Origin of the sequence: Mycolicibacterium chlorophenolicum (genome assembly GCF_001044235.1) — a bacterium.
Lineage (GTDB): Bacteria > Actinomycetota > Actinomycetes > Mycobacteriales > Mycobacteriaceae > Mycobacterium > Mycobacterium chlorophenolicum.
This window is the reverse complement of sequence record NZ_JYNL01000009.1, coordinates 65,011-82,338: the sequence shown is the minus strand read 5'-3', so window position 1 is coordinate 82,338 and position 17,328 is coordinate 65,011. Positions and strand designations below refer to the sequence as shown.

Annotated in this window: 28 protein-coding genes; 26 read left to right on the top strand and 2 right to left on the bottom strand. The window is 66.6% G+C overall.

The window, feature by feature from the left end; all coding sequences use genetic code 11:
* Nucleotides 1–36: 36 nt before the first annotated feature.
* Nucleotides 37–1,002: a LysR family transcriptional regulator gene (locus tag MCHLDSM_RS04595; protein WP_048469098.1), complete on the bottom strand. Its 966-nt coding sequence runs from the start codon at nucleotides 1,000–1,002 to the stop codon at nucleotides 37–39.
* A gap of 421 nt (nucleotides 1,003–1,423) precedes the next feature.
* Between MCHLDSM_RS04595 and MCHLDSM_RS04590 the strand changes: the two genes are divergently transcribed.
* From MCHLDSM_RS04590 to MCHLDSM_RS04505, 20 genes are all read left to right on the top strand, one after another.
* Nucleotides 1,424–1,735, top strand: a complete 312-nt coding sequence (locus MCHLDSM_RS04590) for a PE domain-containing protein (RefSeq protein ID WP_048469097.1) — start codon at nucleotides 1,424–1,426, stop codon at nucleotides 1,733–1,735.
* 99 nt (nucleotides 1,736–1,834) lie between these two features.
* A complete protein-coding gene (locus MCHLDSM_RS04585) occupies nucleotides 1,835–2,104 on the top strand; it encodes a hypothetical protein (RefSeq protein WP_048469096.1) in 270 nt (89 codons plus the stop codon).
* 31 nt (nucleotides 2,105–2,135) lie between these two features.
* The gene (locus MCHLDSM_RS04580; RefSeq protein WP_048469095.1) at nucleotides 2,136–2,330 is read left to right on the top strand and encodes a hypothetical protein; all 195 of its coding nucleotides are present in this window, start codon (nucleotides 2,136–2,138) and stop codon (nucleotides 2,328–2,330) included.
* 301 nt (nucleotides 2,331–2,631) lie between these two features.
* A complete protein-coding gene (locus tag MCHLDSM_RS39000; protein WP_168440004.1) occupies nucleotides 2,632–2,865 on the top strand; it encodes a hypothetical protein in 234 nt (77 codons plus the stop codon).
* 61 nt (nucleotides 2,866–2,926) lie between these two features.
* On the top strand, nucleotides 2,927–3,211 hold the full coding sequence (locus MCHLDSM_RS04570; RefSeq protein ID WP_048469093.1) for a hypothetical protein: 285 nt from the start codon (nucleotides 2,927–2,929) through the stop codon (nucleotides 3,209–3,211).
* A 40-nt stretch (nucleotides 3,212–3,251) separates the two neighbouring features.
* On the top strand, nucleotides 3,252–3,782 hold the full coding sequence (locus tag MCHLDSM_RS04565; protein ID WP_234713888.1) for an ASCH domain-containing protein: 531 nt from the start codon (nucleotides 3,252–3,254) through the stop codon (nucleotides 3,780–3,782).
* 20 nt (nucleotides 3,783–3,802) lie between these two features.
* Complete coding sequence (locus MCHLDSM_RS38400; protein WP_168440022.1) at nucleotides 3,803–3,967, top strand: hypothetical protein; 165 nt, start codon at nucleotides 3,803–3,805, stop codon at nucleotides 3,965–3,967.
* A gap of 211 nt (nucleotides 3,968–4,178) precedes the next feature.
* Nucleotides 4,179–5,117, top strand: a complete 939-nt coding sequence (gene whiA / locus MCHLDSM_RS04555) for a DNA-binding protein WhiA (protein WP_053082889.1) — start codon at nucleotides 4,179–4,181, stop codon at nucleotides 5,115–5,117.
* Nucleotides 5,118–5,145: 28 nt separating this feature from the next.
* Nucleotides 5,146–5,895: a DNA-methyltransferase gene (locus tag MCHLDSM_RS04550; RefSeq protein WP_048469090.1), complete on the top strand. Its 750-nt coding sequence runs from the start codon at nucleotides 5,146–5,148 to the stop codon at nucleotides 5,893–5,895.
* Nucleotides 5,895–6,203 (top strand): hypothetical protein, encoded by a 309-nt coding sequence (locus MCHLDSM_RS04545; RefSeq protein WP_048469089.1) that lies wholly within the window; start codon nucleotides 5,895–5,897, stop codon nucleotides 6,201–6,203. Before MCHLDSM_RS04550 ends, MCHLDSM_RS04545 begins: the two co-directional genes overlap by 1 nt.
* A gap of 2 nt (nucleotides 6,204–6,205) precedes the next feature.
* Nucleotides 6,206–6,358 (top strand): hypothetical protein, encoded by a 153-nt coding sequence (locus MCHLDSM_RS38395; protein ID WP_168440021.1) that lies wholly within the window; start codon nucleotides 6,206–6,208, stop codon nucleotides 6,356–6,358.
* Nucleotides 6,359–6,366: 8 nt separating this feature from the next.
* The gene (locus tag MCHLDSM_RS04540) at nucleotides 6,367–6,879 is read left to right on the top strand and encodes a hypothetical protein (protein WP_048469088.1); all 513 of its coding nucleotides are present in this window, start codon (nucleotides 6,367–6,369) and stop codon (nucleotides 6,877–6,879) included.
* Nucleotides 6,880–7,123: 244 nt separating this feature from the next.
* A complete protein-coding gene (locus MCHLDSM_RS38390) occupies nucleotides 7,124–7,294 on the top strand; it encodes a hypothetical protein (RefSeq protein ID WP_168440019.1) in 171 nt (56 codons plus the stop codon).
* A 40-nt stretch (nucleotides 7,295–7,334) separates the two neighbouring features.
* Entirely contained in the window at nucleotides 7,335–7,964 is a 630-nt protein-coding gene (locus MCHLDSM_RS04535) for a hypothetical protein (protein ID WP_234713862.1), read from the top strand.
* A 475-nt stretch (nucleotides 7,965–8,439) separates the two neighbouring features.
* Complete coding sequence (locus MCHLDSM_RS04530) at nucleotides 8,440–8,802, top strand: hypothetical protein (protein WP_131722598.1); 363 nt, start codon at nucleotides 8,440–8,442, stop codon at nucleotides 8,800–8,802.
* Nucleotides 8,803–8,937: 135 nt separating this feature from the next.
* Entirely contained in the window at nucleotides 8,938–9,219 is a 282-nt protein-coding gene (locus MCHLDSM_RS04525; protein ID WP_048469221.1) for a hypothetical protein, read from the top strand.
* A complete protein-coding gene (gene rnhA / locus MCHLDSM_RS04520; protein ID WP_234713887.1) occupies nucleotides 9,213–9,749 on the top strand; it encodes a ribonuclease HI in 537 nt (178 codons plus the stop codon). Before MCHLDSM_RS04525 ends, rnhA begins: the two co-directional genes overlap by 7 nt.
* Nucleotides 9,750–9,828: 79 nt before the next feature.
* Nucleotides 9,829–10,362, top strand: coding sequence for a hypothetical protein (locus tag MCHLDSM_RS04515; protein ID WP_048469084.1), 534 nt, complete (start codon nucleotides 9,829–9,831; stop codon nucleotides 10,360–10,362).
* 419 nt (nucleotides 10,363–10,781) lie between these two features.
* Entirely contained in the window at nucleotides 10,782–11,000 is a 219-nt protein-coding gene (locus MCHLDSM_RS04510) for a hypothetical protein (protein ID WP_234713861.1), read from the top strand.
* A gap of 235 nt (nucleotides 11,001–11,235) precedes the next feature.
* A complete protein-coding gene (locus MCHLDSM_RS04505) occupies nucleotides 11,236–11,808 on the top strand; it encodes a hypothetical protein (RefSeq protein ID WP_082168710.1) in 573 nt (190 codons plus the stop codon).
* A gap of 158 nt (nucleotides 11,809–11,966) precedes the next feature.
* Here the strand turns inward: MCHLDSM_RS04505 and MCHLDSM_RS04500 are convergent, their stop codons facing one another.
* Nucleotides 11,967–12,980: an Imm63 family immunity protein gene (locus MCHLDSM_RS04500; RefSeq protein WP_048469081.1), complete on the bottom strand. Its 1,014-nt coding sequence runs from the start codon at nucleotides 12,978–12,980 to the stop codon at nucleotides 11,967–11,969.
* A gap of 343 nt (nucleotides 12,981–13,323) precedes the next feature.
* On the opposite strand from MCHLDSM_RS04500, the gene MCHLDSM_RS04495 reads away from it, so the two are divergent.
* From MCHLDSM_RS04495 to MCHLDSM_RS04470, 6 genes are all read left to right on the top strand, one after another.
* Nucleotides 13,324–14,121, top strand: a complete 798-nt coding sequence (locus MCHLDSM_RS04495) for a sce7726 family protein (protein WP_234713860.1) — start codon at nucleotides 13,324–13,326, stop codon at nucleotides 14,119–14,121.
* A 103-nt stretch (nucleotides 14,122–14,224) separates the two neighbouring features.
* A complete protein-coding gene (locus MCHLDSM_RS04490) occupies nucleotides 14,225–14,467 on the top strand; it encodes a hypothetical protein (protein ID WP_048469080.1) in 243 nt (80 codons plus the stop codon).
* A 2-nt stretch (nucleotides 14,468–14,469) separates the two neighbouring features.
* Nucleotides 14,470–15,084: a hypothetical protein gene (locus MCHLDSM_RS04485; RefSeq protein ID WP_048469079.1), complete on the top strand. Its 615-nt coding sequence runs from the start codon at nucleotides 14,470–14,472 to the stop codon at nucleotides 15,082–15,084.
* A gap of 59 nt (nucleotides 15,085–15,143) precedes the next feature.
* Nucleotides 15,144–15,536, top strand: a complete 393-nt coding sequence (locus tag MCHLDSM_RS04480; protein ID WP_234713859.1) for a hypothetical protein — start codon at nucleotides 15,144–15,146, stop codon at nucleotides 15,534–15,536.
* A gap of 361 nt (nucleotides 15,537–15,897) precedes the next feature.
* Nucleotides 15,898–16,212: a hypothetical protein gene (locus MCHLDSM_RS04475; protein ID WP_060937625.1), complete on the top strand. Its 315-nt coding sequence runs from the start codon at nucleotides 15,898–15,900 to the stop codon at nucleotides 16,210–16,212.
* A 148-nt stretch (nucleotides 16,213–16,360) separates the two neighbouring features.
* Nucleotides 16,361–17,317 (top strand): hypothetical protein, encoded by a 957-nt coding sequence (locus MCHLDSM_RS04470; protein WP_174545826.1) that lies wholly within the window; start codon nucleotides 16,361–16,363, stop codon nucleotides 17,315–17,317.
* Nucleotides 17,318–17,328: the final 11 nt, after the last annotated feature.

Sequence of the window (17,328 nt, the reverse complement as noted above, 5' to 3'; positions counted from 1 at the left end):
TTTGAGCTTGTCCGGTAAGGGGTCTCGCGTCACGCGTCAGTGTCTCGTTCTCGCGGGCGCGGGCGCGGATGCGGATGCGGATGCGGACCGCTGTACCGACGTGATGTGACCGAGGAGGTCGCGCACCGCGCCCGCCGGTGGTGTGCGCGACCCCACCCAGATGGCGCGCAGCGATCGGTGCAAATCGAGTTCGCGCACCGGGATGGCCCGCATTCGGCCGAGTGAGAGATCATCGCTCACGGCGAGTCTGCTCATCACGGCGGGCCCAGCGCCGGCGAGGACCGCGGCGCGGACGGCGGCGGCGGTGGACAGTTCGAGCACTGGGGCGGCCTGGACCACGCCCCCTCCGGTCGCCGCAAGCGCCGTTGTCAAATAATCCCTGGTGCCCGAACCGGGTTCGCGGGTGACGAGCGCTGTCTGCGCCAGCTCGGCGATCTCGATCGGTTGGCTCCGACGTGTCCACCGGTGCGCGGCGGGTACGACCAGCACGAGTTCGTCGTACGCGACGATACGACTCCGCAACCCTCGTGCAGTGCCGGGGCTTTCGATGAAGCCGACATCGGCATCGCCGTGCAGAACCGCCGCGATCACGTGTTCGCTGTTCTCGGCGGTCAGAATGACCTCGGGAACCGCGTCGCCGTGACGTTCCAGAGCGGTCCGCAGAGTCACCAACCATCGTGGCATGAGTAGTTCTGCGATCGTAAGACTCGCGTGGACGCGAACCCTGCTCTTGCTATCCGCTCGCAGCGTCGCGAGGCCAGCGTCCACCTCGTGTGCGACACCCAGTAGGCGGTCAGCCCACTGCGCGGTGACTACTCCGGCGGGGGTCAACTCGGAACCGGTCCTGCTGCGCCGAACCATGCGCACCCCGGTCTGAGATTCCAGTGCGGCCACGCGGGCAGAGACGGCCTGCTGCGTCATGCCGCACTGGCGCCCGGCGGCGCTGAGGCTTCCCGTGCGGGCGATCGAGAGCAGCACCTCCAACGCGACCAGGTCGGGCATCCGAGGACTGAGACGTTCCACCGCCGCAGTGTATGCCTCACAACGTACGGTTGTGACCCGCGTTAGTTGGAGTCACGGGACGCTGGCGGTGATCCCCGGTAGCGCAGGACGAGACTGTCTCGTTGGGGGTACGGGCGAGCCGGGCGCCGCGGAAGCCTCGATCTTCACCACAACGTGGAAGCAAACCTTGACAAGTCCAGTGAAGCTGGCCGTCATATTTCCACTCCACAGCCACGCCGTCGCTGCTGGAAGGCACCGCCCGCAACGTGGCCAACATGGGTTCTGGCGACCCGTGCCGCGCCCCGGCGGCATGAACGGCCACGCCACGACGGTACGCCCGCTGCCCGCGTCGGCGACGAATAGTGCGGTCCGAAACGCGTCGGTCCGGCCGTGACGTACCGGCGATTGATAGGTAGGCGTCATGGGAAACATCGTTTTCAACCCCGACGCCCTGCGTCGCGGTGCAGACAAGCTGATGACTCTGGCCGCGCAGCTGCGCTCCGACCCCAGCGCGAGGGACGCCGTCGTCGCCGACGTGGTAGCTGAACTGCGTGAACTGGCCGCCGACCGGGTCAGCGCGACGCAGGTGGCCCTAGGCAACGCCGCGGACACGTTCGAAGTCAACACCGCGGTGACACCCGAGTCGATCGAGGACTTCGCGCAGCGTCTCCGATCCGTGGCCGACAACCAGGACGCCGCCATCGCCTCGGCCCACGCCCGATTCACCTTCTGACCGCACCACGCGCCCAGGCCGGTCGTCGACCAACGGCGGCGCCTGGCCGCCCTCCGCGGTGCACCTCAACACGCCTGCCCACCCCTACCGGAGCGACACATGTCCGAACACAACTACCCGATCGAGGTGCAGCTGCAGTCGGCCCACCACCCGCAGACCTTGTCGGTGACCGGTCGCAAAGACGACTGGCCGCAGCTGCTCGATCAAGCTCAGGAACTTGCCCGCCGCGCGTGGCGACCCGACTTGACCGTCGTCGACAACGGCTACCCGCTCGCAGCGTTGTGCCGACCCGGTGACGAACCGGACACACACCTGCTCGACGGGCGACAGTACGCCTACTGCACCGCCTGGCGCGCCAACGCGAAATGACCCGGCACCCACCACCCGGAAGGCGTAACCCATGTCCAACCTCGAAATACACGCCAGCACAACGGGCTACGACGACGCAGAGGCGATCGCCACGATGCTTGAACTAGCGGCCACCGCAGTCCGAGAAGCCGGCGGGACCGCCGTCGACCTCACCGACCAAACGACCACGGTCAACCAAGAGTCCCACCCCCAGCAGGTCTACTGGTCGATGCACTTCGGCGGTTGACGCCCGTCAGCGACACCGCGACCAACAAAGCTGCGACCCAAACGCGTTGATCCGCATTCCGTGGGAACAGCCCGGTTAGCGTCCACCACAACACCGCTCGCAACACACCTCGCGGCCCACCATCGGAAAGGGAAACCCCATGCCACACAAGCCAGCTCAGAGCCTCCTCATTCGCAAACTCGCCGCCAGGGCCGCAGTGGCATTCAGCGGGAAATCCGGCCGCCCCGTCAACCCGCGGGTACAGGCGCTCGCCACCTTGCCCATCACACCGGGAGAGGGAACGCCGCGCGGCGAGAACAGCATGGCAGTCCGCAAGCTGGCCGCCAGGACCGCGGTGACGGCGAGCAGAAAGTCGGGCCGCCCGGTCGACCCGCAGGTTCAGGCACTGGCCGCCCTGCCCATCCGGCCCGAAGATCAAGCAACGCGTCGCGGGTACAGCATCGCCGTCCGCAAAGCAGCCAGCCGGGCTGCAGTGACCGCAAGCAAGAAAACCGGCCGCCCCGTCGACCCCCGGACACTCGGGCTGGCCGACTAAGCACGCGCGGTCGGCGGCACTTGGCCTCCCGCCACCACCACTCTCCGACGCGATAGAAGACATGACCGCCTCCCACAACGACCCCGGACACGAGATCATCGATCTCGATCGCGACGACGCGACCGTTGAAGCGGATTCGCCGCGGGCACGGTGCAGCTGCGGAGTGCGACGTACGGTGTTGCGCCACAACGCGGTATCGCCGTGCGCGGGCCGAGCGATGGCCAGGCTCAAAGAGGCACACCCCGAGGAATACGGTCGCTACCTGCGCGATGCGAAAGCCGAAGCACTGGCGGAGTTCGAAACCACATGGCGGCGGCACCTCGCCGGTGACCACAGCCAACGATAGGAGCGCCGGCATGTCAGACACACTGGGCCGCATGTGGTGGATGTCCGTGGCTCTGACCACGCAAGCGGTACGCGATCGCATCAAGACCCAGACCAGACGCGATGGATGGCTGCGCCTGCGAGCAGGTGATCAGCTGGCACTGTGCCCCAAGTACCGGGGTGTCCGTCGCGCTGACCGCGAGCTGATCACCATCGTCGACGTCGTCGGCGTGCGGCGAGAACCGCTCGAAGCGATCTCGCCAGCAGACGTCGCAGCCGAAGGATTTCCCGGACTGACGCCAACCGAATTCGTCGAATTCTTCTGCAACACCCACCGTGGGGTGCAACCAAGCAGCGAGATCACCCGCATCGAATGGACCTACCCGAGGATCTGTCGAGGCTGCGGATGCACCGAGTACGCGGCGTGTGCCGGCCTCACCGGACCATGCAGTTGGGCCCACACGTACGACGACAACACAGGCCAGTGCAGCGAATGCGCCCTCTGGGCAGTCGACAGAGCTTCCGAGAACCTCGCCAACGGCCTGTGGCGCCTCGCCGACCCATCGACACCGGCAAAGCCAGCCCGCACGTGAAACGCGCCGAGCCGCAGCAAATGTCAACGGGCGACCTGGTGGCCGAGCACGACCGGCTCGTACGGAACATCGGCACCTACATCGACGACGCCAAACACGACCGCCTGCTAGCCGTCGCCGATGCGATCGCCGAGCGCGCGCACTCCGGCGATCCCGCGGCGGAGGACTACGCGATCTACCTCTGACCCCGGCTGGGCCAATGCCACTGCAGGACGAACGCGGGCGGCACGCGCCAGCGCGCCGGCCGTTCGCATGGCCGCCTCCGACGCAGCTGACAATCCCCGGAGGGGCCCTTCAGAAAAGCGGTCTGGTTACGCGTCGGCTACCGAGTTGAGCCGACCCGAACGGTTACCGTTCGCTCCACAGAACCACGAACTGACAGATCGGACCCAATCAGTGGACTTCACAACGGAAGCGAAGCGCGAGCTGTGCCGTCTGGTGTTCAAGTCGCCTGAGACACGGGTCGCCGAACTGGCAGCGCTCTTGAGGTTCGTCGACGGTGTCCGCCTGACGGGATCGCGGGTGTCCCTATCCGCCCAAGTGGACCTGGACCTGACCGCACGCCGCGTGCAGCGCAGCTTGACGGAGCTCTATGGCTACCGCGCCACGGTGCACCACCACCCAGCACCAGGCGCCGCTTCCGGGTACGTGGTGCGTGTCGATCACGACGTCTCGAAGTTGGCCGCACACACCGGGCTGCTCACCCCGGAGGGCGAATTGGTCAGCGGACTGCCCGCCCATCTGCTCGGCGGAAACGTGGCGCGCGTTGAATCGCTGTGGCGCGGCGCGTTTCTCGGCGCGGGCCAGCTGACATCAGACAGGCGCAGCAGTGGAGGCGTGCAGGTGCGCTGTCCCGGTATCGAGACCGCGGTCGCACTGGTGGGCGCCGCGCGCCGATTGGGCGTCCGGGCCAAGACTCACGACAGTCGCACGGAGGGGATCAGCGTCGTTGTTCGTGAGGGTGAGGACATCGCCGCGTTGCTGGCGTCGTTTGGGGCGTCCGCCACACTGGCGGCGTGGGAGGACCGTCGGTCTCGCAGGGAGCAGGACGTCACGTCGGGGTTGGGCCGGCAGTTCGGTAGCGCGAACCGTCTGCGCTCAGAGGCGGCTGCGGCGGCGACTGCCGTTGAGGTCGAACGTGCTCTGATGGTGCTCGGCGATGACGCGCCAGCCCAGTTGGTGCAGGCCGGGCGGCTGCGCATCGAACATCGCCTCGTCTCCCTCGAGCAGCTCGCGCAGCTGGCCGACCCACCCACGACCAAGGACGCGATCGCCGGCAGAATCCGTCGCCTGATCCGACTGGCCGACAGGCGCTCGACGAGCAAGCCGGCCTGATGCGCTGTGTCACGAGTCTGGTTCCGCGGTGATTCCGTACTACGAGGATGAGTGGGTCGCGCTGTACCACGGCGACTTCCGAGACGTGCTGCCCGCGCTCGGCGTGACGGCCGATTTGCTGATCGCCGATCCCCCCTACGGTGAGACTTCGCTCAGCTGGGACAGCTGGCCTGCTGGCTGGCCGACGGCGTTGCGTCCGTTCGGCAAGTCGCTCTGGTGCTTCGGATCGATGCGGATGTTCCTCGACCGACGAGACGAGTTCACGGGCTGGCGCATGTCGCAAGACGTCGTCTGGGAGAAGCACAACGGCAGCGGCTTCGCCGCCGATCGGTTCAAACGGGTACACGAGCACGCACTGCACTGGTACCGCACCGATGCCGCGTGGTCGGAAATCCACCACCAGACCCCAACGACAGGCGACGAGACGGCCCGCCAGGTACGCAGGAAGACCAGGCCGCCACACACGGGCAACGTCAACACCTCGGCGTACGAATCCCACGACGGCGGGCCGCGCCTGATGCGCTCCGTCATCTACAGCCGGTCGATGCATGGCCGCGCGATCAACGAGACAGAGAAGCCCGTCGCCCTTCTCGATCCGCTCATCGGCTACGGATGTCCGCCCGGCGGATTGGTCGTCGACCCGTTCGCAGGCTCCGCGTCGACGCTGGTGGCCGCGAGACAGGCGGGTCGCCGAGCGATCGGCGTAGAGCTGCGCGAGTCTCAGTGTGAGGCTGCGGCGGAACGGCTTTCGCACATGCCACTGGAATTGGCGACCTGATGATTCTCGCCAGCATGGATCGCTGCACCTCCCTCTACCGCATCTGCGATGCGAACGGGGACGTCTATCCCTCGGCGCAGACCAGATTGCACCGGCCCGACAACAACGAGGGGTGCTTCGCCGCCTGCGATCACCGAATTCAGCTCAACGACGATTACCACGACTACGACCTTTCCACGACGGACGCCGAGATCGTTTGCCGGCGGTGTGTGCCGCAGAGTCGCCAAACCCCGCCGGATACGAAGTGGGTTGGCGTCCGCGCCGATGGAGCCCATTCCGTGCTGATACCTCGGCACCTGAAGGAATGACGATGACCAATCGCGAGAAGACGTGTGCTCACTGCGACGAGCTGGCGGCCGAGAACGAACGGCTACGACAGACCACACACGTGCTGCTCGCTGCGAATCAACGCCTGCTCGATGCCATCGCTGTGTGGACCTATCCCACGATCCCCAACAATTGAGCGACACCATGAGCAACCTGAGTGATCTGACTGAACGTGCACGATATTGCCGCGAATACGGTGTCTTCGACGGCCTGCACGGTGAACTGCTGGATATGGTCGAGCGCCTCGAATCCGAACTCGAGGCCGAGCGTGATCGCGCCACCGAGCATTTCGACGCACGTATGTCCGCGGTGGCCAAGCTGAGCGCCTTGGGCGAGGTGTGCGCCCAGCCCTTCGATGTGTTGGAGGTCGAACAGGACGACGGCAGCGTGATCGAGACAGCCGTCGTCCGGTTGGACGACATCCTCGCGTGCTTGACGTCAAGCCCGCAGAGCGGGGAGCGCGAGTCGGAGACAGACCCGAAGCGTCTCACCGACTCCGAGCTTCTATACGAACTCGCCGGCGCGTTGCACGTCTACGCGAGAAGCGCCCATGTTCGGATCCCCGCGCTAATCGACGTGGCCCACGACCGGGCGGCCATGTTCCTCAGACTTGCCCCAATAGGGATGACCGAATGTGCGGGCCATGACGGTCATTGACGCACGAGCCCGATTCACGGGCACCGAACACCGGTGCCGTGACTGCGATCAACCGGGTGTGGCCATCGTCTTCCCGCACGTTGATCACCGCCGGCGCAAGCCTTGGCCGCAGCTCTACTGGCTGTGCGCCGAACACTCTGCAACCTGACAGAACGTGCGCTCGCGAGCGCGCGAGTCGCTGGCCCTCCATGTGCAGCTGTGGGAGAGTCAGACCGGATTGATCGAGGCGGATGGCAGGTGAACGATGGGTGATGATGCGCGAGACGACCACGTCCACGCCTTCGAGTTCGTGGGTTCGCCGCAGCGGCTGCCGGACCAGATCAGCCAGCTGCCCAGTCAGCCGCAGGAGTTGAGGGGCCCCATCGAGGGGCCGCCCTCGCCACCTCTTCAGTCATTGCCCGAGGTGTACGGCTGATCCGGCCGCGACCACCGTGGTTGCGACCGTGCGAAGTCTGATGGGTGCAGCCGACGTGCGCTGGGAGGGGTCTGTGCCCTGGGGTGCGCCGGTGCCAGCGAGCGGCCCGGGCGTCTACCTCGTCTCCGCCAATCGGGATCCAGACGACATGCACGGTGAAGCCGTCCAACGGTTAGGCGTGTCGCCGGCCGCGGTGGGCGAGCTGCTCACGAACTGCCCGCGGTTGCGCCTCGACGGCGTCCAACCCACCCCGTCCGCACTCCTGCGACGCCTGGAAGCGATGCGCCCGCCAGGCGAGCCCGTCCTGTACATCGGCCTGGCTGGTTCATCGGTGTCGACGCGCACCGGCCAGTACTACCGAACGCCTCTCGGTGCCGCCAAGCCTCACGCGGGCGGCTGGCCTCTGAAATGCCTGGGAGGGCTCGATCAGTTGTGGGTGCATTTCGCGTCGTGCGTCGCGGTGAAGACCGTGGAGCGAACCATGCTGAGGGTTTTCTCCGAGCAGATCGATGGTCGGACCGCCAGTCTCCTGGTCGATCCAGCAGCGCCGCTGCCCTTCGCGAACCTGGCGTACTTCACCCGTGAGGGGAGGCGTGTCCGCAAGCAACACGGCATCGCGGGCGCTACCACGCGGGCCGCGAGGAAGAGTGCGGTGAGTCTGAAGGGTTAGGCAGTTCCCTCGGGGCGGCGGTGACGTCCTCCGCCGAGCGCAGCGATCGGGGCAGTCGACGGAGACCCCCTCCTTAGCGGCATGGCGAGCGCTGCGATCATCGGCGCCGCCTGCGGTGCCTGCGCTGGGCTGTTGGTCGGCGGCGTGTCTGCCAGGCACGGGTCCCAGCTGTGCCGTCGGTTCGCCGGTCCGCGCTGCTCTCGCCCATGGACGTCATGTCGCCACTGTAAGGGTGCGCCATATCGACCGTACGAGACGTCGGAGGGTCAGGTCTGGCGACCTGCCCCACACCGACTGCACGTGCCGCGTCGGCTCCGCGCGGCGATGCGCCGACTCCCCGGGGGCTCTACGTCGTGCTCGACGCGAAGAAACTACTGCGCGACACGCCAGCTTGCTTCGTCTCGGACGGTTAGTCACGGACCATGAGACCCGCTGGCCGCTACGTAGCGGGCGAATTATGCGAAAGGGTTTGGCGATGGCAAAACGGATTGGCGCGCAGTGGGATTGGGCCGCTCTGCGGTCCTGGGAGGTCTTGGTGCCGACGATCTTGATCGTGGCCTGTCTGACGGCCGACGCGCTCAGCGCGCCGACTGTCTCGTCGGTCCTCTTCACTGCGGCTGTGGTGGCGTATGTGTACGGCGGCTCGCAGCGCTACGTCGCGGCCACGGCCATTCGCCTCCTGCTTGCTGCGTCCCTGGCTATCGGTGTGGCGGTGTTCGCCGCCAGCGGCGGTAGTTGGTCGGCTGCTGCGAATGCCGTCGCCTTCGTCACCGTCGTCCCCGCCGCGTGGTTCTTTGCGCTGTCGGTGCGGGCTCGGACGGCGACCGCCGGGGCGTAAGCCCCGGGTGCGGGTTTCCAAACACGTTGCATACAACGAGGTTCAGGCAGCAAGGACCCGTTTCGGATCCCGCGTTGAACGGCGAGTCGTGGGCCGGCCCAGGTCTGATGGTCGACAGTGATACAGGAGAGACGCATGGGGTTTTGGGAGCAAGTTGATAAGGCGTTGGCCGATGCTCGTGTTGCGCGCACTGCCGACGAGCTGATCGGGGCGCTGAACCGGTGGCATGAACCGAGTTCGGGGGACGCGTTCTTCGCCGGGTCAGGTGGGGACAATCAACTCGTCGAGGCGCTCGATCGACGCGTATGGCGGGTGAGTCACATCGAGTCGGACTACCACTGGACGGCGGTGTCGGGTGTCGATGGCAGCAGCATCGAGTACGTCGAGGGCGATGTCTACAAGCGAGAGGCATCGTGAGCGAACTCATCGTCGTCTACACCGACGGCGCCTGCCACGGCAATCCCGGACCGGGTGGGTGGGGCGCGGTGGTGCGCTTCGTCGACGGCGAGGAAACGCAGCTCTACGGCGGAGAGTCTGCGACGACCAACAACCGCATGGAGTTGACGGCGGCCATCATGGCGTTGGAGGCGATCACCTCGGGTTCGCCCGTGCAGCTGTGGACGGACAGTCAGTACGTGCGCAGTGGCATCACCAGCTGGATCGCCGGCTGGAAACGCAACGGTTGGCGTACCGCCGCGCGTCAGCCCGTGAAGAACGCCGATCTGTGGCAGCGATTGGACGCTGCGGCAACCACTCTCACCGTTGACTGGCGGTGGATCAAGGGTCACGCGGGGCATGAGGGCAACGAGCTCGCCGACGCCCTGGCGACTCGCGGGGCCATCGAACACGGCGGGTCGCCGAGGCGGCAGAACGGCGAGGGGTTCCGCCGGCCGGCAGGCGGGGCGCGGCGTGGTCGCCGGGGTGTTCGTCGACACGCCGGCAGCTGAGCCGTCCTGTGGCGAAGGCGTAAACGAGGGGCACCCGAAACTAATTGCTAGGCAACGATTGTCGAACCGGAGGAACCTCATGAGTGCATCGCCAATCCCGAAGCGGCTGCGCGAGTTGGACAGAACCGCCCAATCGCACGGGTGGGACACCATGCCGCTGAGGTTCTTTCATGCGTCCGCAGTGGGCTACCTGTTCACGCGGGGTCGCGTGGAGGTCGACGTGCGGGCCGACGGCAACCGCATCGTGCGGGCGGTCCGCACATCGCCCGATGCCGAGCACCTGGACGTGATCACCGGCTGCTTCGAGGCTGCTAAGGACTGGCTCTCCGAGGTCGCGTCGCCTGCGGGGCACGCGACACGATTCACGCGTGCCCGCCGCGCATTGCTCGGATCCGGCGCCGAGTTGGTCACCCACGACATCTGCCTCCAGTGCCGGGGACCGATCAGCAACGGGGCGATCCATCGTCGGGCTGGCGACGCCGAGGCGTGGGTACACCTTCGTGACGAGGACTGGGCTGCTGACGTGCACCCCGCCGTCCCCGTGGGCGGCCTGATCACCGAGCGCGACCTGCCCGGCCCGTGGCTGGTGGCCGGCGACCCACGCCAGCTCTGACGCTCCCGCCGCGGCCGGTCAGAGGGCGCGACGCCAACCGGGCCCCCGGAGACGCCGGGGAAGAAAAAGAGCGACCGTTAACGCGTCGCTGAGCCCTGGCAGCTGAGGGTCCAGGGCACCATGGCACCCATGAGTACTCCTCTCGGGCAGCTACCCATCACGGGGTCCCATCACGGCCCCCACGGCGGCCACGGATCGTTCATCGACACCTTGCTTCGGGGCTTCTCCTGGCGAACCGGAAGCGACGTAGCGCATTCCCTGTTCCGTTTAGCCCCAGTACTTTTCATCGTGGTCGTACTCGTCGTCCTGGTTCTCGCCGGGGCCCGTTGGCTACGCAACCGCAGCAGGTCGTGACCAAGCTTGAGACAGATCTTCGCCACCTTCCCGAGGGGCCAGACAACGAGAGGCGGTGTCGCACCGTGACAGCACAGCAGCGTCCGTTGACGCGTATGGACATTCGGTTCGGTTACGTCGCCGCGCGTGTTGGTGTCACCTACGACGACAAGACCTGCTGGGCGATCACCGATGCCCTGATCGCCGATGCGCCGCTCGGCACCTGGAGTGTCGAGGACGGGCAGGTGGTGACCACAGCGGACCCCGACTTCTGGGCCATCGTCACCAGCGTGGTCGGCGTCTAGCCACTGCGTGTCGCTAGGGAGGGCTGTGCATCGTCTCGCCGAGCCGACTATCCTTGAACAGACCGTCGGCCGTTCGGCGGACCTCCCCGGTGACGGCCCCACACCGCCACCGACCTTTTGAGGGAACGCCCCCGCGGGCGCTGCGGAAGTGAGTCCAGTCATTCCGACCTGCTGCTCTGCTGCCGTGCGTGTGTGGGGCCGCACGATGCAGCACTGAGTGGGACGGGACCCGACGATGAGTGACGACCAAGACACGCCACGCCGACACAATGCGCGCAAGGCCGACGCGCGTCGCCTTCAGCAGCGCTACCCGGGACTTCGGTACACCGATGCCTGCGCCGCATCGACACCGGAAGCACGAACCTGGCGGAAGTTCGAGGAATCAGGGGGATACCCGCCCGTGACCACTTGCGCCAGCTATGTTGCCGAGGCCGCGTCGCTGATCGAGGCCGCCGCGGTGCACTGCAACGACCCCGATGACCGTTATCGCCGTGCCGAAGGTGCTAACTTCGCGCTTTCGTTGGCCTTGTACCTGTTTGGAGCCGCTGCCTTCGTGGAGATGGTGCGAGTGTGCAGCCCGTTGGTTCCTGACGACGGTTTCGAACCGTCGCCGATGCCGGCGTTTCCCGGCTTGCTGCGATCGCACAGCGGACTTCACGACGTCGCTGCGATGCTCACCTTTGCCAGCTCGTACGCATCGATGGCTGAGGGGATGCCCGGCCCGCCCGCGGAGGTACTGGCCGCGGCGCAACACGTTCACGCGTTGCGGGCATGGAGCACGCCGCCGGCAGCTGGGAACGCTCTCTGAGCCGCCCTGTTCCACCGCCAGTGGTCAACTGGGGACAATGCCCAGTCGAACGATGAGATATCGGCGCAGGTCGCCAGATGCCGTCATGGTGATCCTGGTATCGAATTCATGCCACATGCGTGCGTGGGGCGGCATGCCGACCGCGGCTGAACGGCCTGCTATCGCCGCTGCGGGCGACCGAGACCGGCGTGGTCGCGCAGTTCGGCGATGCGAGCCCGTGTCTTGGCCTCCCACCGCGGATCGAGCGCTGTCATCAAGGTGTGCCAGAACGGGACAGCCACCGTCCATTGCAGTTGTCGGTCGTTCATGGTGGCAGCGGCGGGGGTGCGGTGTGCCCACGTGATGGCGAGGGACCTGGTGACGTCGTCGACAATCCAGTAAAGGGCCTCCTCGGGGTCGGTCGTCGACTTCCAGATCAGGCCATGGATGGGATCGGCTGTGTGGTAGCGGAACTCGGAGCCGATGCTGTATGACGGTCCGTCTCCGCGGTGGCGAGAATGTTTGCGCGGCTTCACTTCCTGCGGTCGTGGGATGCTGTCGGCGGGTGTCCCTGTCAGGGTGGCCGCGGTCGATATGGCGGCGTCGAGTGCATGGGCGAACTGGTGGGATGACACAGTGTTGTCGCTGTGATGGAGCAGCTGTGACGGCGCGGGCCCGACGGGAGCGGGCGCCGGCGGTTCGGCGGCTGCCTGTGGCGGCCAGTGCTGGGCGGTGGCGGTGGCTGGCGGTGCAGCGGGTGCGGTCTGCCCGGCGACGGTGTCAGTAGTGGCGGCGTCGATGACGACGGTGGCGGCCCACACGGCCTTGTTCGGGTCGAAGTACGCATCAGCGCTGAGGGTGAGGTCGGTGACGAATGCGAGTTCGGCGGCGACACCGATAGCGCCGGGGTGAAGCGCTGCTGGTTGGTGGGGGTGAACAGTGACGAAGTAGGTCCAGGCGAAGGTGCCCGTGTGATCCTCGGCGAGGTAGGCGGGGTCGTAGCGGTCGCGCTGGGCGGGGTCGATCTGATGCGTGATTGGCTGCGCCAGCTGAGCGCAGTACACCGTCTGCCCGTCGGTCGTGGGCATAGCGGTCAGAACCGCGGCCTCGGTCCCGATCACCTCATCGACCTGCACGGAATTCGCTGCGGTGACCTCACGGATCACGAACCGCAACGTTGCAGGATCCTCCATGCTGCCGTACTCCTTCCCCGCGAGCGCCTCGCCGCCTGGTGCTTATGAGCGCACCCTAGGCTGTGCCGTCGCGAGGGTGCGGGTGTGACGCGGCTTCGCCGCACATTCCCTCGGCCGTCCTGCCCTGGTGGGAACTTTCCTGTGCCGTCTGGTGTGGACGTCCCACCACCGCCGCCCAAGGGTGTCGACAATCGGCGAAATCATCTGGCGGTGTGGCCCGCAGCGTCGCGGACGGCCCGCACCTGGGGCAAGAGGGGTGGCGATGAACAGACGCGGTGGCCGGGAGCTTGCAGCGGCATTCAGCACCCGCTGCATCAGGCAGTTAGCCGGTAAACACCATCCCGTGCCGTGGGCCCGGCTCGCATCCGTCCTCGATCATGCTCTGCCCGGTGACACCTTGGCGGGCGCGTTCGACACCGCCTACGCGGTTCTGCGGCGCGAGTACCGATGCGAATACGTCTACGCCACCGCTCTGATCAGCCAAGCAGCCGGCACTGGCGAGGTGGTGAACGCGATGACCGGCTTGCCGGTGTTCATGTCGGTGGCCGACCTCGTCATCGCCAGCGAGCGACCAGTGGTCTACGAGATCAAGTCAGACATGGACGGCCTGGGCCGTCTCGATCTTCAACTGCACAGCTACGCAACGTGTTTCGAGCATGTCATCGTGCTGACATCGCCGGCCAAGCTGGCCCGAGTGCTTGCCGCCACCCCATCCCATGTTGGGGTCTCGAGCCTGACCGACAACGACACCGTCGTAGCCGTCCGGCCACCCAGCGGGGGACTGGACCGCATCGACCGTTCCGCGCTGTTTCGGGTGCTGCGCCGAGACGAACTGCTCAACATCATGGGTCGGCGCGTGGGCTACGAGCAGGACGTGCCCAACACCCGCATCTACCGCCGACTCAACGGCCTGTTCATGCAGCTGGACGTCGAGACCGCCTACCACGAGTTCGTCACCGAACTGGCCCGCCGTGACCAGCGCAAACGCCAGGCAGCCCGCGACGCCGGCCTACCCGCATCTCTGCGGGCCGCCGCGGCCGGACTGAGCCTGACGCCGACCGCCTGGCGGCGGCTCGGTGCGCTCCTGTACCGCCCCGCAGAGGAGTTCCTGCCGCCTGGTCGCAGCCTCGCCGCCGGGTAACCGGCCCGTGTCGGATCAGGCTCACGGACGTGGGATCGCAGATTCCGGCCCCGCTGAGCGTGTGCATCCCGCGGTTGTCGGGACGCGGGCACAGAATCGAGGCATGGACGACGATCACGCCGCACTGTGGGCCGCCGAGTCGGCGGCCTGTGACCCCACGCCATGGGAGCGCTGGGTCGACGAGCTCGAAGCGCAGCTGGGCCACAGCGCCGATGGCGACGAGAACACCGACGGCTACTCCATGGACGGGTTCTACGCCCAGTGGAAATCGGGCATGACCGCCGCCGCGGCCGCCGCGTCCGTGGCGCACCGACGCGAAGTAGAAGCGGCGACACGGGGAGAGTGACGATGGGCATGTGGGACGGTCAGCTGGCCGTGGGCGTCGAGGCAGACGGTCTGCGATGGATGTTCGGGCCATTCCACGGGATGCCCGACGCCATGGGCTTCGTCAGCGCGCACGTGTGGGACACCGACCGCTACCGCCACCACTACGCGGCGCTGATCGACCCCGCCGAAGCCGCCGACCGGTTGAACCGTCCGGTCGGCGAGCCCGATGTCGACCCAGGGCTGTTCGGTGTGCCTCCCCGTGATCGGCGTGAGCCGCTCGAGGTTGCGTTACGTGAGGCCATAGCCCGCCGGCACGGAGCGGTCGGTGAGGGTCCCTACGGCGACGGCTTGTTCGCCCACCTCGACATTCATCGACCGTGGCGGGTTTCGACCAAACCGCAAGAGTGCTGGGAGGGCGACTGCGGGCATGATCGTGATCCCGACGGAGGGTGCGCCGCGGTGCCACGGCTGGCGCTGTGGTGCCGTGGGTGCACCCCGCTGTACATAGGCGGCGGTGAGTTCGACGGCACGACCTATTCAGAGTGCCAGGTGGACTGGCCGTGCAGTCCCGTGTTGGCGATGTGCGCCTCGTTCGAGGTACCACTGACCGGCAAAGCGCTGCCCACCCAACGATGAACCGAGAACGTGCGCCGCGAGGGAGCCAATGGGTCCGCGCCGCAGCCTTCGTCGTTTTGGTGGCATCTGCAGTCGGTGCCGCCGCGTTCCTGATCACCGCTCCGAGTGCTGATTGTCGAGCTGTCCGTGCGACGGTGTCCTACATCCACGAGCACCGCGACCTCATCTCAGACGACCAGATCGACGCGGGCCCGCCGCTCAGCGACTACCTGGCGTGGGCGGACACACTGCAGCGCCACGCCGAGTCAACATCGTCTCCGTCTGTGAGATCCGAGCTCGCCCGCATCGCCGAGCGGGCCCGGCACGCGATGGGGATGGTGGCATTGGCCAGGGACAACCCGGCCCCCTCCGCATCGGCCAGCCAGCGCGGGATCGCCGGTGGCTTCGCCGCCGACGTCTCCAACATCGTGGACACCGAACACCGCGTCATGGCGGCCTGCCACTTCGAGTGAACCCGTCCCCGGCGGAGCCGGCGTGACATTCCACCGCATTGTGTCCGACGCCAGAGACTGCACGCCGGCCTGGTGGCTTCCCGCGACCAGCGGCGGGTTCCGTCCGTACTTCGGTCGGGGATCACCGTGCAGCGCGGCGCGCTGGCGACCGGGGCGCTGGCGTCACTCCGTCAAAATGAGGCCGCAGTTTCGTGTCGTTCCGATTCACCTCGGCTCTGGGAGATGAAGCTGCTGGGGCATCAGCAATCGGCAACGCCAGGGCGAGCCGCGTCGCGGTTGCGACGCACCGAAGTCGTCGATTGGACAGATGGTAAACGCCGCCGGACAAAGCCCTCGGCGGTCAAGAGCAAGGGAGCAGCAGATGACGAACAAATTCATGGCGCTGAATGACGGCATGGCGATCGCGAGCGTCGTCATGCTTGTGGGCTGCACGGCATTTGCATTCTGGGGCGCGCCGCGGCTCGACGCGAGACTTACCGAGCCTGCCCAACCGATCTCGATAGGCGCGGCGGCGTTCGGAATGCTGGCCCTGTCTGCGGTGCTCGCCTACTTCGCGGTCACGGGACGCTTGGCTTCGGCAACGACTACGTGCTCCCCGGTTGTCCTCGTCTTCCTCGCGGTTGCCGTCATCGTCGGCGCGTCGCTGCCATGGCTTCTGTTGGTCCGCAGCTTTTAGCTCTACGGACACGCAAGTTCGTGGTGAATGCGCCTTATACCGTCCATCGGGAGCGCTCGGCACGGCCACGGTGCTAGGACAAGCGGCCTCGACGGGGTGTAGCACGCGCCCCGGACGGTCCGGACATCATGTGAACGAGAGGGGCGACGTGACTACCGGCAAGCTTAAGAATCGTTCAAGCGCAACGAATGTCACGGCTTCAGGGCTGCTTCAAATGCTGCGCGCTCACCATGGACTAACGGGCCCGGCGGATCAATGGGCCGGTGGAACGTTGATCCCCGAGGTGAGTGCGAACGGCCCTTTTGGGGACGGCCGCCGCGCGGACGCCGTCTATGTTGGGTATACCGCCGCGTCGGGCCGATGCCTCATCGGATACGAGATCAAGACCTCTCGCGCGGACTGGCGCCGCGAAATCGCCCGTGCGGCAGATAAGGCCGATCAGTGGGCCGATCAATGCCATGAGTGGTGGATCGTCGTCTCCGACCCAGCCATCGTCAAAGACGGCGAACTGCCGCACGGTTGGGGGTTGATGTCACCACCTACCGGAGGTGACCATCTGATGACGGTCCATGTGCGGGCCGAGCGTAAACGCGACCACCAGCCATCCTGGGATGCGTTGCGCTCGATCATGTCTCGCATGGAAACCCTGCGCGCTAGCACGATCAAGAACCAGATATGGCAGATCGAGCAGGAGAAACGGCGCACGATCCGGATCGAAGTCGAGGCGGAATTCGCGAAGAGACGAGGCCCCGACGCGCAGGAACTTCACCGGCGACTGCGGGTACTCGAAGATGCGCTCGGAGTTCGCGTGAACTGGGGCGATGCCTCCACGGCCACGTATCCCACCCTTGACCTCGCGGCGATCGCCCAGATAGGTGCAACTGTCAAGGAATACGGCAACGTCGCAGCTGCCGCGGAAGCTATAGCGGCGCGAATCCGGCCGTCGATCAAGTCGTTACGAACACAGCTGGATTACTTGGACCGCGAAGTCGACGACCTGCAGGCCGCCGCGGTGGGCGGCAGCTCAGCGACATCGGCGCTGGAATCTGAGTGCGACACAGCCGACGTGCGCCGCGCAGAGCTGCGCCGAGGTCAGGACGGCTGACAGGTAACGAG